This window comes from Nocardia sp. CY15, from assembly GCF_009829295.1.
GTDB classification, from domain to species: domain Bacteria; phylum Actinomycetota; class Actinomycetes; order Mycobacteriales; family Mycobacteriaceae; genus Nocardia; species Nocardia sputi.
Genome location: NZ_VUOT01000001.1, coordinates 767,161 through 781,719, shown reverse-complemented (window position 1 = coordinate 781,719; position 14,559 = coordinate 767,161). Strand labels below are relative to the sequence as shown.

At 69.1% G+C, this 14,559-nt stretch carries 14 protein-coding genes; 8 read left to right on the top strand and 6 right to left on the bottom strand.

Annotated features, from left to right (window positions below; all coding sequences use genetic code 11):
• Positions 1-24: 24 nt before the first annotated feature.
• Both GVY39_RS03715 and GVY39_RS03710 read right to left on the bottom strand, forming a co-directional pair.
• Positions 25-723: a hypothetical protein gene (locus tag GVY39_RS03715; RefSeq protein WP_201295158.1), complete on the bottom strand. Its 699-nt coding sequence runs from the start codon at positions 721-723 to the stop codon at positions 25-27.
• Between the two features lie 48 nt (positions 724-771).
• A complete protein-coding gene (locus GVY39_RS03710; protein WP_159921137.1) occupies positions 772-2,019 on the bottom strand; it encodes a CdaR family transcriptional regulator in 1,248 nt (415 codons plus the stop codon).
• A gap of 272 nt (positions 2,020-2,291) precedes the next feature.
• Between GVY39_RS03710 and GVY39_RS03705 the strand changes: the two genes are divergently transcribed.
• The 7 genes from GVY39_RS03705 (at position 2,292) to GVY39_RS03675 (ending at position 10,955) form a co-directional block, all read left to right on the top strand.
• The gene (locus GVY39_RS03705) at positions 2,292-3,428 is read left to right on the top strand and encodes a triacylglycerol lipase (RefSeq protein WP_159921139.1); all 1,137 of its coding nucleotides are present in this window, start codon (positions 2,292-2,294) and stop codon (positions 3,426-3,428) included.
• Between the two features lie 167 nt (positions 3,429-3,595).
• On the top strand, positions 3,596-4,984 hold the full coding sequence (locus GVY39_RS03700) for a lipase family protein (protein WP_159921141.1): 1,389 nt from the start codon (positions 3,596-3,598) through the stop codon (positions 4,982-4,984).
• Between the two features lie 140 nt (positions 4,985-5,124).
• On the top strand, positions 5,125-6,489 hold the full coding sequence (locus GVY39_RS03695) for a glutamine synthetase family protein (RefSeq protein WP_201295159.1): 1,365 nt from the start codon (positions 5,125-5,127) through the stop codon (positions 6,487-6,489).
• Positions 6,470-7,216 (top strand): gamma-glutamyl-gamma-aminobutyrate hydrolase family protein, encoded by a 747-nt coding sequence (locus tag GVY39_RS03690; RefSeq protein ID WP_159921143.1) that lies wholly within the window; start codon positions 6,470-6,472, stop codon positions 7,214-7,216. Before GVY39_RS03695 ends, GVY39_RS03690 begins: the two co-directional genes overlap by 20 nt.
• Positions 7,213-8,574, top strand: a complete 1,362-nt coding sequence (locus GVY39_RS03685; RefSeq protein ID WP_159921145.1) for an aldehyde dehydrogenase — start codon at positions 7,213-7,215, stop codon at positions 8,572-8,574. Before GVY39_RS03690 ends, GVY39_RS03685 begins: the two co-directional genes overlap by 4 nt.
• Positions 8,571-9,359: a 3-oxoacyl-ACP reductase gene (locus GVY39_RS03680; RefSeq protein WP_370523763.1), complete on the top strand. Its 789-nt coding sequence runs from the start codon at positions 8,571-8,573 to the stop codon at positions 9,357-9,359. Before GVY39_RS03685 ends, GVY39_RS03680 begins: the two co-directional genes overlap by 4 nt.
• A gap of 312 nt (positions 9,360-9,671) precedes the next feature.
• Positions 9,672-10,955, top strand: coding sequence for an MFS transporter (locus tag GVY39_RS03675; protein WP_159921336.1), 1,284 nt, complete (start codon positions 9,672-9,674; stop codon positions 10,953-10,955).
• 152 nt (positions 10,956-11,107) lie between these two features.
• Here GVY39_RS03675 and GVY39_RS03670 read toward each other — a convergent pair whose 3' ends face one another.
• Both GVY39_RS03670 and GVY39_RS03665 read right to left on the bottom strand, forming a co-directional pair.
• A complete protein-coding gene (locus GVY39_RS03670; RefSeq protein ID WP_159921149.1) occupies positions 11,108-11,485 on the bottom strand; it encodes a hypothetical protein in 378 nt (125 codons plus the stop codon).
• An 84-nt stretch (positions 11,486-11,569) separates the two neighbouring features.
• Positions 11,570-12,139, bottom strand: coding sequence for a TetR/AcrR family transcriptional regulator (locus GVY39_RS03665; protein WP_159921151.1), 570 nt, complete (start codon positions 12,137-12,139; stop codon positions 11,570-11,572).
• Between the two features lie 97 nt (positions 12,140-12,236).
• Between GVY39_RS03665 and GVY39_RS03660 the strand changes: the two genes are divergently transcribed.
• Positions 12,237-12,674 (top strand): hypothetical protein, encoded by a 438-nt coding sequence (locus tag GVY39_RS03660; RefSeq protein WP_159921153.1) that lies wholly within the window; start codon positions 12,237-12,239, stop codon positions 12,672-12,674.
• Positions 12,675-12,751: 77 nt separating this feature from the next.
• Here the strand turns inward: GVY39_RS03660 and GVY39_RS03655 are convergent, their stop codons facing one another.
• The gene (locus GVY39_RS03655; RefSeq protein WP_159921155.1) at positions 12,752-13,555 is read right to left on the bottom strand and encodes an SDR family oxidoreductase; all 804 of its coding nucleotides are present in this window, start codon (positions 13,553-13,555) and stop codon (positions 12,752-12,754) included.
• Positions 13,556-13,565: 10 nt separating this feature from the next.
• Complete coding sequence (locus tag GVY39_RS03650; RefSeq protein ID WP_159921157.1) at positions 13,566-14,528, bottom strand: DUF1702 family protein; 963 nt, start codon at positions 14,526-14,528, stop codon at positions 13,566-13,568.
• Positions 14,529-14,559: the final 31 nt, after the last annotated feature.

The window sequence follows — 14,559 nt, the reverse complement described above, 5'->3', positions numbered from 1 at the left end:
GCCGCCGCGTGCGATCGGTCCGTCTCAGGCCGCGGTCAACCGCAGCATCGAACGCGCACCGGGCTGGAATTCGAAATCGACGTCGACGATGTCCGACCGGATGCGGTCGGCGCGCAATGCGTTACGGAGGCGGTCGAGCAGGTCGTCCAGCCGCCTGCCCGCATGGCCGACGAGCGGGAACACCCGGACCTCGCCACGGCTCGTGCGCGCCAGCTCCCGCAGGGCGGCCAGGTGGAAGCCGAAATCCAGCCGGTCGGCGTAGGTGAACAGCAGATGCGAACTCAGCACCAGATCGAAGGCGCGATCGGGGAAGTCGAGGGCGGGCAGCACACCGAAGTGGTAGCGCCCCGGGCTGGCGTGCAGGTCCTCGGTGAAGCGACGGGCCGCGGCCTGCCGCAGCCGCCGATGGCCCTCGGGGTCGCCGTAGAAGTCCCATACGAAGCGGTCGGCGGCGGCTGTGGTGTAGGACGCGTTGCGGTCCAGTTCCGCGGACGCCAGGGCGGTCAGTTCCGCGGCGGGCATGCGATAGACCGGATCGACCGCGACCACCCGCGCGCCGAGTGCGGCCGCCTCCGCCGCGAAGCCGGCAGCGCCACCTGGGCAGTCGAGGATGTCGCCGCGCAGGTCGTCGTCCGTGAGTGCGAACATGGCCCGGTACTCGCTCAGCGATCGACCGGTCAGCAGATAGCGGCCATCGCCCAGCGGATCCTGCTCGTCTCCCACGCGTCGGACGGTAGCCACGCGCCGGGGACGGTGCGAGGGAATTTCGCCCTAGGTCTGGTCGGGGCCGGTTGGCCGGCTCGGGTAGAGGCGCTGGATCGTCAGCGCGGCCGCGAGCAGCCGCGAGTCGTGCGGATCGGTGGGATCGACGCCGGTGAGTTCGGCGATGCGGCGCAGGCGGTAGCTGAAGGTGTTGGGATGCACGTGGATTTCGGCGGCCGCGGCCTTGCGGTCGGAACCGTGCCGCAGGTGGGCGTCGAGCGCGTCGAGCAGGTGCGGGCTGTCCAGGATCGGGGCGATGCGCTCGGCCAGCCGCGTGCGCGCGGTACCCGGTCTGGTGAGCTGGTACTCCAGCAACAGGTCGTCGAGCTGGTAGACGCCCGGGGGCCTGCCGAGCAGGCGCGCGAGTTCGGCGAGGTCGGTCGCTTCTTTCGCGGTCTGCGGGATGGCGTCCCTGGGCGCGGACGGATATTCGGCGAGGAATACCGCGACGCCGAAGCGCTCGGTCAGTTCCGCGGCCAGCCGGGTATGGCGGGTCTCGTCCAGCTCGGCTTCGGAAGCGCTGGGCAACAACGCGATTCCGGTCCAGCCGTCGAAGGTGGCCAGCGTCGTGGTGCCCGCCAGGGCGTCCAACGTGCGGTGCAGGATGCGGATGCGGCGCCGCCCGACCAGCGTCGCGACGGGACTCGGCTGGTCGTCGTGCCGGATGTGGATCGCCAGCACCGTGTAGTGCTCGGCCAAGGCGGTGTCGGCCCGCGCCGCCAGCTCCGCGGCGGGCAATCCGTGCAGCAGCGCCGAGCACAGCGCGCGGCGCGCCTCCCGTTCCGCGTTGTAGATGGACTGCTCGACCTCGGCGTAGGTCTCCACGACCGTGATGTTGATCCGCATGAGCAGATCGAGCAGGCGGCTGCCGACCAGGACGAGATCGTCGAGCTCCTCGGGGGAGGCCAGCGCGGCCGCCTCCTGGAGCACCGACTGCGCGGAACCGTGCATGGCCTCGATCAGCACGGGGAGCGGAAACCGGTCCTCGGCGTGCCGCTCGGCCACCGGGGCGACGAAGGTCGCGACCTCGGCCCGAGTGAAGCTGCGCTGTTCGCCGATCGCTTGGAGCGCCGCCCGGCCGCAGGCGTAGATCGCCGGAAGCACCTCGGCCGTGAAATGCCCCTCCGGCAGGTCGGCGGCCGGCGGGGTGGTGCCGAGGCCCGCGGCGAGCATGCGCTCGGCGATCTGCGGCCAGCGAGTGAGCAACCGGCTGACGAGCGGGGCGTCCCCGGCCACCGGGGACAACGCGACGGGCATGGGCCGATTGTTTCCGACCACCGAACGCGCGGCAAGGTCGTGCGCGCTGTCGCGCGAATTTTGGTTCGCACACCAATTTCCGGATGAAATGTTCTCTTCGGCGTGCAGTGACATCCCTGCGGGTCGCGCCATACATTCGGGAGGCGGCTCGCAACTATGGTCTCGGTCACATCGACATCCGAAAGTGGCGTGGGAGACATTCTGTGGCGGTGCTCGATTACCCGCCGGGCCGCGCTATTTCGGCGCGAATGGAAGTGAACTGGATGTTGGCAATGATGCACAACGCTCGGCGGGCGATTCTCGGTGCCGCGGTGATCGCCGGCGTGACAATGGCCGCCGCACTGGGCGGCGGGGCGGCGCACGCGCAGGAGGAGATCGAACCGATACAGCAGGCGCTCGCGGACTACATCAGCGCGGGACTGACACCCGCCCCGGACGGCAGCCTGCCCCGCGCGATCGTGGACACCGGCAGCTCGGGCTGGGCCACCAGCGTCGCTTCCGACGCCTCCGGCGAAGGCCCGGAGATGTCGGCGTACCTGGCCGCGTTCGCCTACGGACTGACCCATCCCGACTCGGCTCCCGCAGGCGCCAACCGCTGGAACTGCGCGCCGACCGCCGAACACCCGCGGCCGGTGGTGCTGTTGCACGGCACCTGGTTGAACGCCTACGACACCTTCTCCTACCTGTCGCCGCGCCTGGCGCGCGCCGGGCACTGCGTGTTCGCCTTCAACTACGGACGCTCCGGCCTGCTGCAAGGCGGCGGGCTCGGACCGGTCCTGCCCGGGCGCTACGGTGTCGGCCGGATGGAGGACTCGGCGTCGCAGTTGCGCGACTTCATCGATCGGGTGCTGGCCGCGACCGGTGCGCAGGCCGTCGACATCGTCGGGCATTCCCAAGGCGGCACGATCGCCAACCACTACCTGAAATTCGAAGGCGGCCAGGGCAAAGTGGGCAAGCTGGTGAGCCTGGGCGCCACCCATCACGGCACCTCGCTGATGGGCATCGCGACACTGGGCCGGATCATCAACAACTTGGGCGTCGACATTCTCGGGTTCTACGAGCCGCTGGTGGGATTCGCCAATATCCAGCAGGCGGTGGGCTCGCCGTTCTACGCCAGGTTGAACGCACAGGGCGACACGGTTCCCGGCGTCGCCTACACGGCGGTCGGTTCCCGGCACGACGAGGTCACCAACCCCTACCACTGGACATTCCTGCAAGCGGGTCCCGACGCGACGGTGGACAACATCACGCTGCAAGAAGGGTGCGACCAGGATCTGTCGGACCACCTGACGATGATGTATTCCCCGCGGACGGCATCGATCGTGTTGCGCGCGCTCGATCCGGTCGCGCATCCGGCGCTGGAATGCACCTTCAATCCGTGGTTGATCGGCGGTAACGGCAGCCTTTGAGCGACGCTGTCACTGCATCGTCACGAGAAATCACGACCGGCTGATTGGCTCCGGGGACAATTCTTTTCCGGTCGCGACCTTGGTTGGCTGGAACACGGGCATCCGGCCGCGTCACCGGCGCGGGGGTGCCCGTGCTCACGGCCGTGCCGTCGGAAAGGAACAACGGGATGAGTGTGGCGCCCGAGTGGGACGGCGGCCCGGCGCCGCACGATCCGGCGGCGTTCTCGCGGCGGCCGATGCTGCCCGAAGAGGATCCGTTCTACGTCCCTCCGCCCGCGCTCGGGCGTCTGCGTCCCGGCGCGATCGTCCGCTCGCGCCGGGTGGAGATAGGTTTCTTCGGGCTTGTGCCCCAGCGCATTTCGGCCTGGCAATTGCTCTATCGCACCGGTGATCTGCACGGTGAGCCGGAGGTGGCGGTGACCACCGTGCTGCTGCCATGGGGAGCGGATCCGGCCCAGCCGCGTCCGCTGGTCTCGTTCCAGTGCGCGATCGACGCGGTGGCCTCGAAATGCCTTCCCTCCTACTCGCTGCGGCGTGGTGCGCGGGCGGCGGGGGCGATCCCGCAACTCGAGCTACCGCTGATCACCAGTGCCCTGGCGCGGGGCTGGGCGGTGTCGGTGCCGGATCACGGTGGAACCGCGGGCCGGTTCGGTGTGGCAAGGGAGCCGGGATACCGCGCGCTGGACGCGGTCCGCGCCGGCCTCGCCTTCGGCCCGCTGGGGCTGGATTCCAGCACACCCGTCGCGTTGTGGGGATATTCGGGCGGGGGACTGGCCACCGCGTGGGCCGCGGAGGTGGCCGCCGAGTACGCCCCGGAACTGAACGTCGTCGGCGCGGTCGCCGGGTCGCCGGTGGGCGATCCGGCCGCAGCTTTCGTCCGGCTCAACGGCACACTGTTCGCCGGATTCGCGGCCGTCTTCACCGCCGGACTGCGTCGCGGGTACCCGGAACTGGACCGCATGCTGCGCGCTCACTTGGACGCGCGGTATCTGGGGTGGCTGGCCGAGACCGAGACCACCGCGACGTTCCCGCTGCTGTACCGCTTCGCCCGGCGCGACATCGACAAGCACAGCAGAGCGGGACTCGCCGCCATGATCGCGCAGGACGGATTGCGGCGGATTCTCGACGACATCCATCCCGGCCGCGCGGCGCCCGCCATGCCCGTGCTCGTGCTCCAAGGCGTGCACGACGAGGTGATCGCGGTCGCGGACGTGGACGGCCACGTCGCGCGCTACGTCGCCGCGGGCGCCCACGTGCGCTACCTGCGCGATCGGCTCAGCACCCATCTGCTGCTGCAATTCCTGGCGCTGCCGGTCATGGTCGACTGGCTCGCCGGTCGATTCACCGACCGCGAGCTGCCCGCGGCCGGTACGCGGACGCACTGGTCGCTCGCTTTCGCCGGTCCGGCGCTGAGCGGCCACCTGCGTTTCGCGGCCCTGCTCGTCCGTATGTGGCTGGGACGACCGATCCGCGCACCGCGCCGGCCGGTGATGTCCCGTCCGCGCCCACGCCGTCCGTCCGTCCGTTCCGCCGCCGTGCGCAATCCCTCGGCCTGACCCGGCGCGCACCACGAAGGCGTCGCTGAGCTGGGCTGATTGCACCCCACCGTGCGGCGAGGCCGAGATTCACGCGTCGCCTCACAAACGTGCCGGTTTTGCTCTAGCGTGAGCACGGTTGGTGCCGAGAGGGGTCGTGGATGCGTAGCGGGATGCTGAGTGTGGCGCAGTTGCGGGACCGGGTCGACACGGGTGAGATCGACACGGTGCTGGTCGCCATGACCGACATGCAAGGGCGGTTGCAGGGGAAGCGTTGCGCGGCGCGATATTTCCTGGACGAAGTGGTCGAGCACGCCACCGAAGCATGTGGCTACCTGCTCGCGGTGGACGTGGACATGGCCACCGTCGACGGATACGCCTTGTCGTCCTGGGAGACCGGATACGGGGACGTCGTACTGCGGCCGGATCTGCACACGCTGCGGACGGCGCCGTGGTGGCCGGGCACGGCGCTCGTGCTGTGCGACGTCGAGCAGGTGGTGCCGCAGGGGCGAGCCGTAGCGGCTTCGCCGCGCCAGGTGCTGCGCAAGCAGCTTGACCGGCTGAGCGAGCGTGGTCTGCGGGCTTTCGTCGGGACCGAACTCGAGTTCCTGGTGTTCGACGACAGCTACGAAGCGGCGTGGAACGCCGGGTATCGCGGCCTGACGCCGGCCAACCAATACAACGTCGACTACTCGATGCTCGGCACCGGCCGGGTCGAACCGTTGTTGCGCCGCATCCGCAAGGAGATGGACGGCGCCGGAATGTATGTCGAGTCGGCCAAAGGCGAGTGCAACCCCGGCCAGCACGAGATCGCGTTCCGCTACGACGAAGCGCTGGTCACCTGCGACAACCACAGCATCTACAAGACCGGCGCGAAGGAGATCGCGGCGCAAGCGGGGCGCAGTCTCACCTTCATGGCGAAATACAATGAGCGTGAGGGTAACTCATGCCATATCCACCTGAGTCTGCGCAGTGACTCGGGCGAGCCCGTCTTCGCGGGTGACGGGCCGGACGGCATGTCGCCGCTCATGCGCCACTTCATTGCGGGCCAGCTGGACTGCCTGCGCGAGTTCACCTACCTGCTGGCGCCGAACATCAACTCCTACAAGCGATTCGTCGCGGGCAGCTTCGCGCCCACCGCGATCGCGTGGGGCCGGGACAACCGGACCTGCGCCATTCGCGTCGTCGGCGAGGACCATTCGCTGCGCTTCGAGAACCGGGTGCCCGGCGGCGACGTGAACCCGTATCTGGCCGTGGCCGCCCTGATCGCGGCGGGACTGCACGGCGTCGAGCGGAGGCTGCCGCTGGAGCCGGAGTTCCACGGCAACGCCTACCACTCGAAGCGGCCCCGAGTGCCGCGTACGCTGCGCGAAGCGGCCGAGCTGTTCGCGGGCAGCACGGTGGCCCGTACGGCCTTCGGTGATGATGTAGTGGAGCACTACCGCAACGCCGCGCGCGTCGAGCTGGACGCCTACGACGCCGCGGTCACCGACTGGGAGCGTATCCGTGGTTTCGAACGACTCTGAGGTCGCGGGAGCCCGTCCCGTGATCGGCCTGCCCACCTATGTGGAGCGGACCCGCTTCAACGCGTGGGATCTGCCGAGCGCTGTCCTGCCGCACGCCTATGTCGACATGGTGGTGGCCGCGGGTGGCATCCCGGTGTTGCTGCCGCCCGCGGGCGTCCCGCGCCCCGAGCTGGTGCGCAGGCTCGACGGGTTGGTGCTGACCGGCGGCGCGGACGTCGATCCCGCGCGTTACGGCGGTCCTTCGACCGGGATACCCGGCTACACCAGACCGGACCGGGACGAATCCGAATTCGGCCTGTTCGAGCTGGCCAGGGCCGCGGGCATGCCCATCCTCGCGGTCTGCCGCGGTCTGCAGCTGGCGAACGTGGCGCTCGGCGGCACGTTGATTCCGCATCTGCCCGACGTCGTCGGACACGAGGAGCACTCCGGTGTCGAGGGCGGATTCACCGCCACGCGGGTGCTGACGATCGCGGGTAGCCGGGTCGCGCGGTCGGCTGGTCCGGAAGTGAAGGTCCACTGCCACCATCATCAGGCCATCGATCGGCTCGGCGAAGGCCTGGCCGCGACCGCGTACGCCGCCGACGGCACGATAGAGGCCGCGGAGGCCACCGACGGTTCGTTCCTGGTCGGTGTGCAGTGGCATCCGGAGGCCGACGCCACCGACCGCAGGCTGACCCGGGCACTGGTCGAGGCGGCGGACACCTATGGAAGGGAGCGGCAGTCGTGACGACAGCGCAGGTGATCAATCCCGCGACCGAACAGGTGGTCACCACCGTCGAACTCGTCGGGGAAGCCGAGACCGACGCGGCCATCGCTCGAGCCCAGCTTGCCTCGGGCGCGTGGCGGGAGGTGGCGCCGGGTGATCGGGCGAGGTTGCTGCGCCGGTTCGCCGAGGCGGTCGAGTCGGATCTGGAGCACCTAGCGCGGCTCGAGGTGGTCAACGCCGGGCACACCATCGGCAACGCGCGGTGGGAGGCGGGCAACGTCCGCGACGTCCTGCACTACGCCGCCGGGATGCCGGAACGGCTGCTGGGCAGCCAGATTCCGGTCGCGGGCGGGGTCGACATCACCTTCCACGAACCGCTCGGCGTGGTCGGAGTCATCGTGCCGTGGAATTTCCCGATGCCGATCGCGGCCTGGGGCTTCGCGCCCGCGCTCGCCGCGGGCAACACAGTGGTGCTCAAGCCCGCCGAGATCACGCCGCTGACCGCCTTGCGGTTGGGTGAACTCGCGCTCGAGGCGGGTCTGCCCGGGGGCGTATTCCAGGTGCTGCCCGGCAAGGGCTCGGTGGTGGGGCAGCGCTTCGTCACCCATCCCGCCGTCCGCAAGGTGGTGTTCACCGGTTCCACCGAGGTCGGCACGCAGATCATGGCGGGCTGCGCGCGGCAGGTGAAGCGGGTGACGCTGGAATTGGGCGGCAAGAGCGCGAACATCGTGTTCGCCGACGCGGACCTGGAACAGGCGGCGGCGACCGCGCCCTACGGCGTCTTCGACAACGCCGGGCAGGACTGCTGCGCCCGTTCGCGGATCCTGGTGCAGCGCAGCGTGTTCGATCGATTCCTGGAACTGCTGGAACCCGCGGTGCGGGGGGTTCGGGTCGGTGACCCGTCCGATGAATCCACCGAGATGGGCCCGCTCATCTCGGCCGCGCACCGGGAGCGCGTCGCGGAATTCGTGCAGCCCTCGACGAAGGTCGCGTTCACCGGAAGCATGCCCGATGGTCCTGGGTTCTGGTATCCGCCGACGGTTGTGCTGCCCGGCGCACCCACCGACCGGGTGCTCACCGAGGAAGTGTTCGGCCCGGTGGTGGCGGTGCTTCCGTTCGAGGACGAAGCCGACGCGCTGCGGATCGCCAACGACACGAATTACGGTCTGTCCGGCTCGATCTGGACCCGGGATGTCGGCCGTGCGCTGCGCGTGGCCCGCGGTGTGGAGGCGGGCAATCTGTCGGTGAATTCGCATTCTTCGGTCCGGTATTGGACCCCGTTCGGCGGTTTCAAGCAGTCCGGGCTGGGACGGGAACTCGGGCCGGACGCCGCGTTGGCGTTCACCGAGACCAAGAACGTCTTCCTCGCCACTCAGTGACACATCCGACAGGAGATACGTTGCAGCGCTTACAGGATCGAGTCGCCGTCGTCACCGGCGGCGGGAGCGGTATCGGTCTGGCCACGGTCCGTCGTTTCGCGGCGGAAGGGGCGAAGGTGGTGGTCGCCGACATCGACGCGCAGACCGGCAAGGCGGCCGCCGAGGAGGTCGGCGGGCGGTACGTGCAGGTGGACGTCACCGACGAGGCCCAGGTGCAAGCCCTGTTCCAATCGGCCGTCGACACCTACGGCGGGCTGGATGTCGCGTTCAACAACGCGGGCATCTCCCCGCCGGACGATGATTCGATCCTGACCACCGGCCTGGAGGCCTGGCGGCGGGTGCAGGAGGTCAATCTGACCTCCGTGTACCTGTGCAGCAAATACGCCATCGGGCACATGCTCGAGCGCGGCAAGGGCTCGGTGATCAACACCGCCTCGTTCGTCGCGGTGATGGGCGCGGCGACCTCGCAGATCTCCTATACCGCTTCCAAGGGCGGCGTGCTGGCGATGAGCCGCGAACTGGGAGTGCAGTTCGCCCGCAACGGCATCCGGGTCAACGCCTTGTGCCCCGGGCCGGTGAACACGCCGCTGCTGCGGGAACTGTTCGCCAAGGACCCGGAGCGCGCCGCGCGGCGACTGGTGCACGTTCCGCTCGGCCGGTTCGCCGAGCCGGAGGAGATCGCCGCCGCCGTCGCCTTCCTCGCCAGCGACGATTCCTCGTTCATCACCGCCTCCCAGTTCCTCGTGGACGGTGGCATCGCGGGCGCGTACGTGACGCCGCTGTAGGACCGGGGCTTTCCTTTTCGGCGCTGCCGCGCGTGAGCCACAGCGCGACACGCACCACATCCGACTTCATGTGACCGGAGTCACATAACATCTCGAATGCGCTGGTCGGAGTCTCGATGTCCGGGTGTTTCGCGGCTCGTGCTGGTTTACCGCCCGCTAATCCTGGGTATCGGTCTGTTTCGTGCCACGCCTACGGTCTGTCGGACCGAGGTGAAACGAACCGAGGTCCGTGGACGGGCTGGAGAGGACGTGCACGTGACCGACCGGACATCGGAGAGTTTCCCGCTGCGGCGTTCCGTGGCGGCCTCCGCCATGGGCAACGCCACCGAATGGTTCGACTACGGTGTCTACGCCGCGACCGCGACGTATCTCACCCACGCCTTCTTCCCCGGGGAACTGGGCACGCTCGGCACCATGCTCGGCTTCGCCATCTCGTTCGTGCTCCGGCCGCTCGGCGGCATGGTGTGGGGGCCCCTCGGTGATCGGATCGGTCGCAAAGCCGTGCTGGCCACCACGATTCTGCTGATGGCCGCCGCCACCGGCGCCATCGGCCTGCTGCCCACCCACGCGTCCGTCGGGGTGCTTGCCCCGGTTCTGCTCATCACGCTGCGCGTGGTGCAGGGCTTCTCGACCGGTGGTGAATACGGCGGCGCGGCCACGTATCTGGCCGAGTGCGCGACGGACCGCAAACGCGGTTTCCTCGGCAGTTTCCTGGAATTCGGCACGCTCGCCGGTTTCGTGGGCGGCTCGGCCACCGTACTGGCCTGCCAGCTCGCCCTCGGTTCGGACGCCATGCACGAGTGGGGCTGGCGCATACCGTTCCTGATCGCCATCCCGCTCGGACTCACCGGCTGGTACCTGCGCGCCAAGCTGGAGGAGAGCCCGGTGTTCACCGAGGTCGCCGACCACAAGCGTCCGCCCGGTGGCCTGCGCGAGGTGTTGACCACCTATCGGCGCGAGACTCTCACATTGGCCGGACTGGTGGTCGCGCTCAACGTGGTCAACTACACGCTGCTGACCTACCAGCCCACCTACCTGCAGAACACCATCGGCATGGGCGAGTCGGCCACCACCGCGATGATGCTGGTCGGGCAGCTGGTGATGATGCTGGTGCTGCCGTTCTTCGGCAGGCTGTCCGACAGCGTCGGCCGCCGCCCGTTGTGGTTGTTCTCGCTGCTAAGTCTGGCCGTGTTCGCGGTGCCGATGTACTGGCTGATGGGCCAGGGAACCGCGTGGGCGATCTTCGGCTTCATCGTGCTCGGCCTGCTGTACGTGCCGCAGCTGGCCACCATCAGCTCCACCTTCCCCGCCATCTTCCCGACCCATGTCCGCTACGCGGGCTTCGCGCTGGCCTACAACGTCTCCACCGCGGCCTTCGGCGGCACTGCCCCGCTGGTCAACGAGGCCGTCATCGATGCCACCGGCTGGGCGCTGTTCCCCGCCGTCTACACGGTCGGCGCGTCCCTGGTCGGCCTGGTGGCTTGGAACTACCTGCGCGAAACCGCCGGAACCTCGCTGCGCGGCACCGAGGTCCCCGACGCGGGCGAACCCACTCCGGACCCCGACCCAGACCTACCCGCCCAACCCGCGTACTGAACCGCTCCGCACGCGCACATGGCCGCCCATGTGTGGTCTGCGGCGATGCGGCGGGTGTGGCTGAGGCGTCGAACGACCGACCCGGAAATGGTTTGGACAAGCGGTGGCGTGCGGGTGGCCGTCGGGTGGCCGCATCCGGTCCGGCTGTCGGCTCACGCGGAAGGCGGTTCGGTGTCGTCGAAGTCCTCGGGCCAGCTGTCCTCGATGATCAGGCGCCCATCTTCCAGCGCGGTCGTGTACTGGCCGGCGACCACGTCGGCCGGATAGGTCGGCCAGTAGGAGACCGCGCCGGTGGGCTTGTCGATGACGCAGACGGAACCGCCGACGAACACCGGCGGGCTGCTCGGGTCGGCGTGCGGTGGGCGGGGGAAGGTGGCGACGGCGACGAAGCAGGCGTCGAATTCCGTTAGGTGATAGGTGATTCCGCGATCGGTGTAGTCGCCGTTGGTGAGATGGCGGTCGGCGATCAGGTGCGCCTCGCTGAGGTCCACCGGTGTGGTCGCCTCGGTCGGGTAGGCATGGATGTCCATGAGTAGATGGCGGCTGGGGAGGGGCCGCCGCTCCTTCCGGGTCTCTGGATAACACGGTGGCGGCTCGCCGCGAGCCGTTTCCGGTCAGTCGAACCGGATGGTGGACAGCATCCTGCGGGCGAGGGCCTCCGGATCGGGATCGTCGGCCAGTGACGAATTATGCAGTGCCCCTTCGCGCCACAGCGAAGCGAAGCCGTGCACCAGTGACCATGCGGCCAGTTGCGTCGCTTGCTGATGGGTACGGTCGTGCTCCGCTTGGATCGCGGAGACGCCGGAGCGCAGCGCCAGCGCGGAACGCTCGCGCGCCGCGCGCAATTGCGGGTCCTGCGCGTGCAACAGGTTGTGCCGGAACATCACGTCGAAGTGGCCGGGATGCTCGCGTGCGAAGCGGATATACGCCACCGCGACCTCGCGGAAATCGTCGGCCGCCCGCATGAGCTGTGTGGCCAGCAGGTCGAAACCCTCGGTGGCCAACGCGGTGAGCAGACCTGCCCGATCACCGAAGTGGTGGGCCGGTGCGGCGTGCGAGACGCCCGCGTGCCGCGCCAGGTTGCGCAGGGAGAGAGCGTCGACGCCTTCGGCGGCGATTCGCTCGGCGGCCGCCGTCAGTAGCGTCGCGCGGAGATCGCCGTGGTGATAGCTGTCCTTCGCCATCCCTCGATGGTGGCCGATCATCTAGACATTGACAAGTTGGTGACCGCAGTTCTAATCTTTCCACTGTCAAGTTTGTTCGAACGCACAGGAGATCCCGATGGCACCGCTGGTTGTCCTCGCCGCCGTCACCGCAATCGCCCGGCTCATCGGCTGGCTGAGCGGCAACGACTGGCTCGATTCGTGGGCGCACGCGACCGCACTCGGGCTGGCCTCGATGCTCGTGCTCACCTCGAGCGCGCACTTCCTCCAGCCGCGCCGCGATGCCCTGATCGCCATGGTGCCGCCGCGACTGCCGAACGCGCCCGCATTGGTGACGCTGACCGGCGTCCTGGAACTGGCGGGTGCGGCCGGCGTGCTGATCCCCGCGACCGCCGACGTGGCCGCGGCCTGCCTGATCGCGCTGCTGGTGGCGCTGTTCCCGGCGAATGTCCGCGCCGCCCGCGCCGGGTTGGGCATCAAGACCATGCCCCTGCCCCTGCGGGCACTGGTTCAGGTCCTCTTCATCGGGGCCTGCGTGGTCGTCATGGTCGGCTGAGTACGGCCGAGTACGGCTGAAGGCCCGCTCACCCACCGAGAAGATGGTGGATGAGCGGGTCTTCGAGCTGAGGACGCTCAGCCGGAGCGTAGCGCCTTCGCGATGGTGCGCCGCATGAACGGCCGTGCCAGATCCTCGGGCAGGTTCGCCCAGGCCAGGAAGAACCGCGTCAGCGGGTCGAGTGCGATGTGGTGACGGCCGCGTTCCAAGCCCTGCACGGCGGCCTCGGCGACCCGCTGGGCCGTCATCGGTTCGATCGACCCGGTGATCGCCTTGGTCTCCACCGGCTTGCGCTGGTTCTCCATGGCCAGCCCTGGCGTGTCGGTGTCGGCGGGATAGATCACCGTGACGTCCACGCCCTTCGGCTCGACTTCATAGCGCAGGCACAGCGCCAGCTGCCGGATGGCCGCCTTGGTGGGCCCGTAGGCGGTGTAGCCGGTGATCCCGAGAAACGCCGAAGTCGAGCTGACCAGCAGGATCTTTCCGCCGCCCCGCTCCACCATGCCGGGCAGCACCCGGCGCACCGCGTGCACCGCGCCGAGATAGTTGGCCGACATCTGCACCTCGAACTCGGCGGCGTCCACTTCGAGGAAGCGGCCGGGCAGCGCGAGACCGGCGCAGCAGGCGATGACCTCGCACGGCCCGTTGCGCTGCTCCAATTCCGTGATGGCCGAGGCCAGTTGATCCGGATGCGTCACGTCGGCGGCGGCCCGGTCCGCGCCCAATCGTTTCGCGGCGTCGCGCAGCGGAAGCTTCCGGCGCGCGATGATCGACACCCGCGCGCCACGCCGCGCGAAGGCCTCCGCCACCGCCGCGCCGATCCCTTCCGATCCGCCGGTGACGATGACGTGCTTGCCTGCCCAGTCCTCGACCCGTGCCATCGCGCGGTCCTCAGGCTCGACTGGCGGTGACGATGTCGGCGATCCGGTCCCGCCACAGCAGGTAGGTGCCGGAGGTGCCGTCGTCGGGCAGGCCGTCGAGCGAACTCTCGATCAGCGCATCGGTTTTCGCCACCGTGGTCCCGCAGAAGACCTGCGCCGCCGCCTCGCTGTGCTCGTTGACGCTGTTGGTCTGCTGCCGGATGCGCGCGACCATGGCCGAACCCAGCGACAGCTGCGGCCGGAATTCACCGGCCCTATCCCAGAGCTCTTCCATCGCGGCCGGTTCCACGCCGCCCGCGAAGGTGACCGCGATGCCGACGCCGCTCCACAGATCGGTGTGGCGCTTCGGGTCGAACTCGTCGATCAGCCGCACCACACCGGCCGGGTTGCCGCCGCCGATGAACCACAGCGCGCGGCCCATGCCCTGATCGGCGATGCGCTTCAGGTTGTCCCGGTCGCCGAGCCAGCCGGGGTAGCGGGTCTCGACGTGCTTGTCCCGCACGTAGCGCTGCATCTGGAAGAACGCTTTGTAGAAGCCGTAGCCGTCGATGGCGAGCCAGCGGAACAGCGGGTGCCGCGGGAACAGCTTCTTCCACCGGAACTTCGGGATCTTCGCCATGGCCAGGCCCACTCCCACGTACATGGTCAGGGCGTAGTCGCAGGCCGGCCCGTCGATCAAGTCGGCGGCGCGACGGCCGGGCGAGAGCGAGTCGATGGCGGTGAGCCCGACCGCGGCGCCCTCGTAGGCGAAGCCGCGGTACTTCGGCGGCACCTGCAACAGCGCGGCGATCAGCTCCTCGTTGTCCGAGCTGCGGACCGCGGAGTCGATGCCGCCGACCAGGTGCAAGGTCACCTGCTCGAGTTCCAGCGCGGTGTGCTGGTCGGGCTGCTCGAATCCGCTGAGCACCATGCGGACACTGGCCGGACTGGGGACGAGCAGGGCCGCGCGCAGCGGACCCAACGGCGAGGGCATGGGATCTCCAATCGTCGGGGGAGTATGGGGT